Genomic DNA, 4,807 nt, shown 5'->3' on the forward strand with positions numbered 1-4,807 from the left:
CCACTAGAACTCAAGTTCCCCGGCGGGGGCTCTGATGTGCATGGACCTGATGGGGTTTGCACCCCTGACCCCCTCGAAGCGAACTACGGGCGGGGCGGTCGCCGAGGTCTGCCGGGCTGGTCAGCGGGCCGGCTGGGGCCGTGTCGATCGATGGTGGTCGCGGTGGTTGCTGTACCCCCCTGCTGTACACCGCTGGCCACCGCATTAGGTGCTCGTCACGCCGATGCAGTGATCAGCCCGTCGATGCCTCGCCCCTATCTGCCCGGCGGCACGCCAGAGCGAATGGATGAATTGCTCTTATTGCCCACTTAATTCACCCTTTCAGTTCTTTGGCGCTTTTTCATTCTTATGATGCTATTGGTTCGCTTAAGTGAGTAACGGTACGTCACCGCCTGCCGTGGACAGCCGGATTGCGGACCCCTGCTTGGGGCGGCGCCCGCAGACATCAACGCGCGCAGGGGGCGGCTCTCGCCTGACCAGAACTCACGAGCGCGCTCGGAGTCCCCTGCCGGGACGACTGAGCTCAACCACGAGAAGAAGGGTCATGCCATGGCAGTGGACACCATGCGGTCCGCCCCACCAGGCAGAGAACGTAAACGCATTCGCATCAAGCGGGCCCTCGCCCTGCTCCCCGGAGTGGCATTGCTGGCGGCGGTCACCATGCACGGGAGCTCCGCGAGCGCCGCAGAAGCTCCCGTGCAACTGGGTACCGCCACCAGTTACGCGGTCCTGGCCGGTTCAACGGTTACCAATACGGGCCCCTCAGTCATCAACGGCGACCTGGGGGTGAGCCCGGGCTCTGCGGTGACGGGCTTTCCGCCCGGAATCGTCAACGGGACGATTCACGCAGCCGACGCCGCCGCCGCGCAGGCGAAGTCCGACCTCGTTGTCGCCTACAACGACGCGGCCAGCAGGGGCCCCGGAGCCTCCGTCTCAGGCGATCTCGGCGGATCAACGCTGACACCCGGCGTCTACACGTCATCGTCGTCGCTGGGGCTCACCGGCACACTCACTCTCGACGCCCAGGGCGACCCTAACGCCGTCTTCATCATCCAGATGGCCTCGACTCTGACCACAGCATCAGCAAGCAACGTTCTGCTCGTCAACGGAGCCCAGGCATGCAATGTGTTCTGGCAGGTGGGCAGCTCCGCCACGCTGGGAACCAATTCCTTCTTCAAGGGCAACATCCTGGCCCTGACGTCCATCACGGTGCAGACCGGCGCAGTCATCGAAGGCCGGGCCCTCGCGCGTAATGGCGCGGTCACGCTGGACAACAACGTCATTACAAGGGCAGCCTGCGCCGTTGGTCCGCCTGGCCCGCCTGGCCCGCCCGGTCCGCCCGGCGCACCCGGCGCACCCGGCGCACCCGGTGCGCCTGGCGCCCCTGGAGCCCCCGGAGCGCCTGGAGCCCCCGGAGCGCCTGGAGCAGCGGGACCCGCAGGACCGGCAGGACCGGCAGGAGCGCCTGGAGCCCCTGGCCCCACTGGAGCAGCGGGACCCGCAGGACCGCCAGGAGCCCCTGGGCCGACAGGCCAAGCCGGGCCCACGGGTCCGGCCGGACCTCCCGGACCTCCCGGACCTCCCGGACCTGCCGGGCCTCCCGGACCGGGTGGTCCTGGAATCCCCTGCACTCCGGGCGACCACGGCGGCCATGGCCACGGCCACGACCAGAACCACGACAAGGACCACGACAAGGACCACGACAAGGACCACGACAGCGACTGCGATGGGCCGCCGCCGCTGTACGAAAGCCACGACGACGATTGTGCCCTCTTCAGGAGCGCGGCAGTGCGGGCTCATCGGACGTGCTAGTCGCGAGAATCCCGATTCCCTCATCGTAAGGAGTGAAGTGCAAGGAGCGGAGAGACGACGGCATTAAGCCTTCGCAGATGCCACCGCCCAGTGCACCGTCCCTGTCTGCCGTTCGACGGCCTGGGCCCCCGGACACACCATCCGGGGGCCCAGCGATGCCCCCGAACGCTGGGTGTGGTGCATGGGGAGATCGTCCAAACCACCCCTGAGTCCGGGGCAGAACTCCCCTGTGCTGCCTGGTTTCTGGCAACGGCAACACTGCTTGGATCTCTCGCGGCTCTGATCACAGCTATCAGGAGCTTGCCGTGCCCCGGTTGCGGTTGGCCCCAGCCCGGGGGCGGAGAGAGCGGTGAGCTCCCTCATCAAGCACGGCTCCGATTGTCCTACGCTGCTCCTCATGATCCGAGCTGTGGCTTTTGATGTCGGTGAATGCCTGGTAGACGAGACGCGCGAGTACGGCACATGGGCGGACTGGCTGGGGGTGCCCCGGCACACGTTCGCGGCGATGTTCGGTGCCGTGATCGCTCAGGGTCGGGACTACCGCGAGACGTTCCAGGTCTTCCGGCCCGGCTTCGATCTGTACGAAGAGCGGGAGAAGCGGGCCCAGGCAGGTCAGCCGGAGCACTTCGACGACAGTGATCTGTACGCGGACGTCCGTCCGACGCTGACGGCGCTGCGGGACGCTGGTCTGTGGGTGGGTATCGCGGGCAACCAGACCGTACGGGCCGGGCGCATACTGCGTTCGCTCGACCTCCCGGCCGATTTCATCGCCACGTCCGACGACTGGGGCGTGTCCAAGCCCGATCCGGCGTTCTTCTCCCACGTGGCGGACGCGGCCCCCTGCTCGGCCGAGGAGATCCTTTACGTGGGTGACCGGATGGACAACGACATCCGCCCGGCGGCGAAGGTGGGCATGAAGACGGCGCTGATCCGGCGCGGGCCGTGGGCCACGATCCAGTGGGATACCCCGGACGCCGTCGAGACGCCGACCTTCCGCGTTCACAGCCTCGCCGAGCTGCCGGAGCTGGTCGCCAGTCTCAGCGCTGGAGAGCGCTGACGGTCGTTCCCCAGCCGTACATCCGGTCATCCAGGTTGCGGACCCATGGTTCGTTCCGCCAGGCATGGAGCCGCTTGCGGACATCGCGGATGCGGTCCATGCCGACGGCGTACCAGGTCATGCTGAGCTGATCGAGTGTTTCATTGGCCCATCGGCAGGCTTCTTCCGGCTTACCGGCCGCGGCCTCCACGGCCGCCAAGTCGCCCATGATGATCGTTCGCTGCTTGCCATCATCGGCGGGCAGGTTGTCGAGTACTGCGAGCAGCGTGGCTCGAGCTTGTGCTGTGTGTCCGGCGATCAGCTGTGTGTTGCCCTTGAACGCGGCGAGGCGGACAGGGGTGAACCAGTCCATCCACACCGGGCAAGGCTCATCCGTATCGCCTTCGGCCAGCACGTCTTCGGCGTGGCCGATCAGGCGCAGCGCCGTGCGGGTGTCGTCGCACCGCGTCAGGCATTCGGCCTCGACGGCGTCAAGCCACGCGAGCATCAGTGCGGGGGCGTTGCCCCTGCGGGCGTAGGTGCGGGCGGCGAGCTGGACATCGAGGAGATCGAGGCTGCGATCGTCAACGCTTTAATGCAACGGACGGTGCTGCCGCCGTACGAAGAACTGCGTGACCTGCACAAAGCGTTGCTGGGGCACATTCAGACACTGATGCCTTTGGCAGAGAGGCAGGTTGACCGTCTTAACCGGGGCACCGTGGCTTGGTACACCAAGCGCAGCAGGTTGAACACGATCCCGCACGAGGTGACCCAAGGGCTGGGCAGCGGCTTGCAGTCGGCCGACTGGCACGTTCGAAGTCTGGGCTACACGTGTCAGTTCCTGCTCGACAACTCCGGCCTCGCCCACGGGCGCGATCGGTGATCTAGAGACCGGGCGGGAGCTGCTGCCCATGGGGAAGGACCCGCAGCTCCCGCCCTCACACCTCCTGGGCATGGTGCCTGGTGCATGACGAGACCAAGACCGAAGCCTCAACGGCCATCCTGCCGCTGCCCGAGATCTGTATCACCGCTCTCCGAGTGCGCAGGAAGATGCAGGAAGCGGCCAAGCAAGCGGCGGGAGAGCTGTGGACGGCCTCGGACTTCGTGTTCAGCACCCGCTACGGGACCCCGATCGAGCCCCGCAACCTCAACCGCTCGTTCGCCGATCGGTCCGTCAGGGCCGGTATCCGCCGGATCCGGCCGCATGACACACGCCACACCTGTACGTCGCTGCTCGCCGCACTCGACGTGCACCCGCGCGTCGCGATGCAGATCTTCGGGCACCGCAAGATCGCGGTGCCCATGGAGATCCACACCCACGTCCCGTCCGAGGCCACCCGTAAGGCCCTGCGGAGACTCGGCAAGCACGTGGGTCAGCAAGATCGGAAGTACTTGCTGTACCTCGCTGCCGTACGGCACGGCACGGCACCAGAAAGCCCCCGCCGGGTATCCCCGGTGGGGGCTCTGATGTGCGTGGACCTGAGGGGATTTGAACCCCTGACCCCCTCGATGCGAACGAGGTGCGCTACCAGTCTGCGCCACAGGCCCTTGCGACGAGTGAAACTCTAGCATCCCCTCCGGGCTGCTTGGTAATCCGTTCGCCGCTGGTCAGTGAAGGGCCCGTCACTCGTTGGCAGCACGCGGCCGGTCCTCGTCGGCGTACTGGTCGAAGAGGGGGGTGCGGCCGCGGTCGCGGGCGCCGCGGGGTGGGGCGGTGACCGGGTCCGGGGCCGGGGCGGGGTCCTGGGCGGAGGTGGGATCGACGGTGCTGGAGCGGGCGGAGCTCCAGGCGTCGGGGGCGGCCAGATCGACGCTGCCGGTGGCGCGCGGGGCGACGGGCGCCGTGACGTAGGTGGGCAGCGGGACGGGCACCGGCTCCCAGCCCTCCCCGGCGGCCGGGCCCCGCTCGCGCTCACGCTCCTGGTCCACCCATTCCGCGTGATCGGTCTGCTCGACCAG

General features: G+C 67.5%; 3 protein-coding genes, 1 tRNA gene and 3 pseudogenes. 4 read left to right on the forward strand and 3 right to left on the reverse strand.

Going from position 1 to position 4,807, the window contains the following annotated elements; all coding sequences use genetic code 11:
- Positions 1–660: 660 nt before the first annotated feature.
- Complete coding sequence (locus AXW62_RS42145; RefSeq protein WP_252368897.1) at positions 661–1,812, forward strand: ice-binding family protein; 1,152 nt, start codon at positions 661–663, stop codon at positions 1,810–1,812.
- A 397-nt stretch (positions 1,813–2,209) separates the two neighbouring features.
- Complete coding sequence (locus tag AXW62_RS39130) at positions 2,210–2,869, forward strand: HAD family hydrolase (RefSeq protein ID WP_060948510.1); 660 nt, start codon at positions 2,210–2,212, stop codon at positions 2,867–2,869.
- On the opposite strand, the pseudogene AXW62_RS39135 reads toward AXW62_RS39130, so the two are convergent.
- Positions 2,850–3,401, reverse strand: a pseudogene (locus AXW62_RS39135) (NsdA family TPR-like regulatory protein); the annotation flags it as partial. The gene AXW62_RS39130 and the pseudogene AXW62_RS39135 overlap by 20 nt on opposite strands.
- 42 nt (positions 3,402–3,443) lie before the next feature.
- On the opposite strand from AXW62_RS39135, the gene AXW62_RS47560 reads away from it, so the two are divergent.
- Positions 3,444–3,731, forward strand: coding sequence for a DUF6415 family natural product biosynthesis protein (locus tag AXW62_RS47560; RefSeq protein WP_060948507.1), 288 nt, complete (start codon positions 3,444–3,446; stop codon positions 3,729–3,731).
- Between the two features lie 167 nt (positions 3,732–3,898).
- Positions 3,899–4,156, forward strand: a pseudogene (locus AXW62_RS46865) (tyrosine-type recombinase/integrase); the annotation flags it as partial.
- Between the two features lie 166 nt (positions 4,157–4,322).
- Here the strand turns inward: AXW62_RS46865 and AXW62_RS39150 are convergent.
- Positions 4,323–4,396, reverse strand: a tRNA-Ala gene (locus AXW62_RS39150).
- A 75-nt stretch (positions 4,397–4,471) separates the two neighbouring features.
- Positions 4,472–4,807 (reverse strand): annotated as a pseudogene (locus AXW62_RS39155) (hypothetical protein); the annotation flags it as partial.

Source organism: Streptomyces hygroscopicus subsp. hygroscopicus, assembly GCF_001553455.1.
Classification (GTDB): domain Bacteria; phylum Actinomycetota; class Actinomycetes; order Streptomycetales; family Streptomycetaceae; genus Streptomyces; species Streptomyces hygroscopicus.

What these genes read in the sequence shown, in the direction of transcription:
- AXW62_RS39130 (WP_060948510.1), top strand. Translation starts at nt 2,210, where the DNA reads ATGATCCGAGCTGTGGCTTTTGATGTCGGTGAATGCCTGGTAGACGAG.
- AXW62_RS42145 (WP_252368897.1), top strand. Translation starts at nt 661, where the DNA reads ATGCACGGGAGCTCCGCGAGCGCCGCAGAAGCTCCCGTGCAACTGGGT.
- AXW62_RS47560 (WP_060948507.1), top strand. Translation starts at nt 3,444, where the DNA reads ATGCAACGGACGGTGCTGCCGCCGTACGAAGAACTGCGTGACCTGCAC.